Genomic DNA, 1,851 nt, shown 5'->3' with positions numbered 1-1,851 from the left:
AACGCATAGTTCTTTTTCTCGGTTCTTGAGGTTGTTTTCATATTTTATCCCTACTGCCCATACTACCTTGAATATTTCCCACCACTGCTTGTCCACCTTGCTGCACCTCTACTCTTTCAACTATTATTTTTTGCCCCCCAACCCCTTGTAGTTTTGCAAGAATGTTTACTTGCTGAACAAAGCAATTAGCCAATTTTACTGTTGTATTTGTACAGTACTTTTTTAGCTCCAAGTCATCACAGTTATGTTGTATTAGTGTGATTACCGAGGGAAAATGTCGGACTAATTACCAAGCGATTTTGTCATTATACAATATGACTTGAATATGAAACAATCCTCACTAACCCACTTCAAGTGAGGATTTTGCTTTTATTACTCTAAGAGCACAAGTATTCATTTCTTCACGAAGCCAGATATCCCTTACCCCAGCAGGACTAATCTCAATATCACAGTTTGCTTTTAGTTGCGCCGATACTTGGGCTTGTCCTAGGTGAGGGTTTGTTAATGAGAAGTCGATGACCGTTTTCTCAACGTCTATGGTGGTTCTATTTTTGTGATGGATATCAGTTTGAAATGTCCGTTTTAGAGCAAGAGGGCCTTTATCCTTAAGTAGGCGTCTATTTTTATAAATTGTTTCCCGGGAACAACCACTGATACGCGCTGCTTCTGATACATTACCTAATTTTTCTGCTAAATTTATGGCATCAATTTTCTTCTGAACTTCTAAATCATATAGAGAAGGTTTTGTAGGCTCGATGACTTGAGAAACCGCGAGATGGCGGCCTGCAAAATAGACGATAAAGCCACCATTATTCTGCTTTCTAATTTCAATTTCTTGCTTAGCAATAGAGTGTTTGAGAGGTGATTCTATTAGATAAAACTTATTACCATAGCTGAATGTATGATCGTTACGAATTTTACGATATTCTTTTTCAACACAGATATCGTCTAAATTGACATGTTCAGGAACAGGGATGAACTCAGACATTACATTTTTAGCATTTACTGTAAGCATCTTTTTCCAAAACCCAGGAATAAAAACATTCTGTAGATAACGGTTGGCGCTTTGCATATCGCTAATATTTTGTAGGCGTAATTCTGGGATGAGACGGTCTTGGAATGTATTGAATGAGCGTTCAATACGCCCCTTTCCCTGGGCAGAGTTGGCGAATATGATTTCGATGCCGAGTTCTTCGCAGGCTCTTTGCATCTGTGAGAAGTGACATCGTTTTGGTCCACCGAATATGCCGGCTCTATCCACATACAAGGCTTTGAAAATGCCTCTTTTTTCAATAAAATCACGCATAACTTTCAAACAGCCTTGTGTGGTTTCAGACTTAAAAAATTCAGCATGGATTTCACTGGTTGCATCATCAATAATAGCAATTAGACACGATTTTTTATCCCCAAACCACCTGTGTGAACTACCATCCATTTGCAATAACAATCCCGAGGATTCCATTCGTTCTCGTCTTTTACGCACCTGGGAGCGTCTACGCTTAGCACGTTTTACATGATGAATCTCATGTGCCCAAGTACGCAAGGTCTCTCGTTTAATATTTATATTTTCATTAAGGTTTAATAGTTCAGCAAGATGTTGCAAATTGACGTCATAATATTTTTCTTTAATAAGGGACTGAACTTTTAACTTCAAGCTATCTGAGGTTTTGTTGACAGGAGCTCTACCAGTATTACCATGAATAGCAAATTTAATACCCTGGTTTCCATAGCTATGGAGATAACGTTCGATTGTTCGCCGAGAGCAACTAAGTAACTTCGCCGCATTATTAATGGTTATTTTACCTTCCGATACTTTAGTAATAACATCCACAGTTAGCTGGGTTTGTGAAT

The 1,851-nt window shown here is 38.4% G+C and carries 1 protein-coding gene; it reads right to left on the bottom strand.

Annotated elements, in window-relative coordinates; genetic code table 11:
* Positions 1-340 precede the first annotated feature (340 nt).
* A partial coding sequence (locus Q0495_RS14075) for an ISNCY family transposase (RefSeq protein WP_298627425.1) occupies positions 341-1,851 on the bottom strand: 1,511 nt, incomplete at its 5' end.

This window comes from uncultured Legionella sp. (genome assembly GCF_937871865.1).
Classification (GTDB): domain Bacteria; phylum Pseudomonadota; class Gammaproteobacteria; order Legionellales; family Legionellaceae; genus Legionella.
This window is presented reverse-complemented; position numbering and strand designations above follow the sequence as displayed.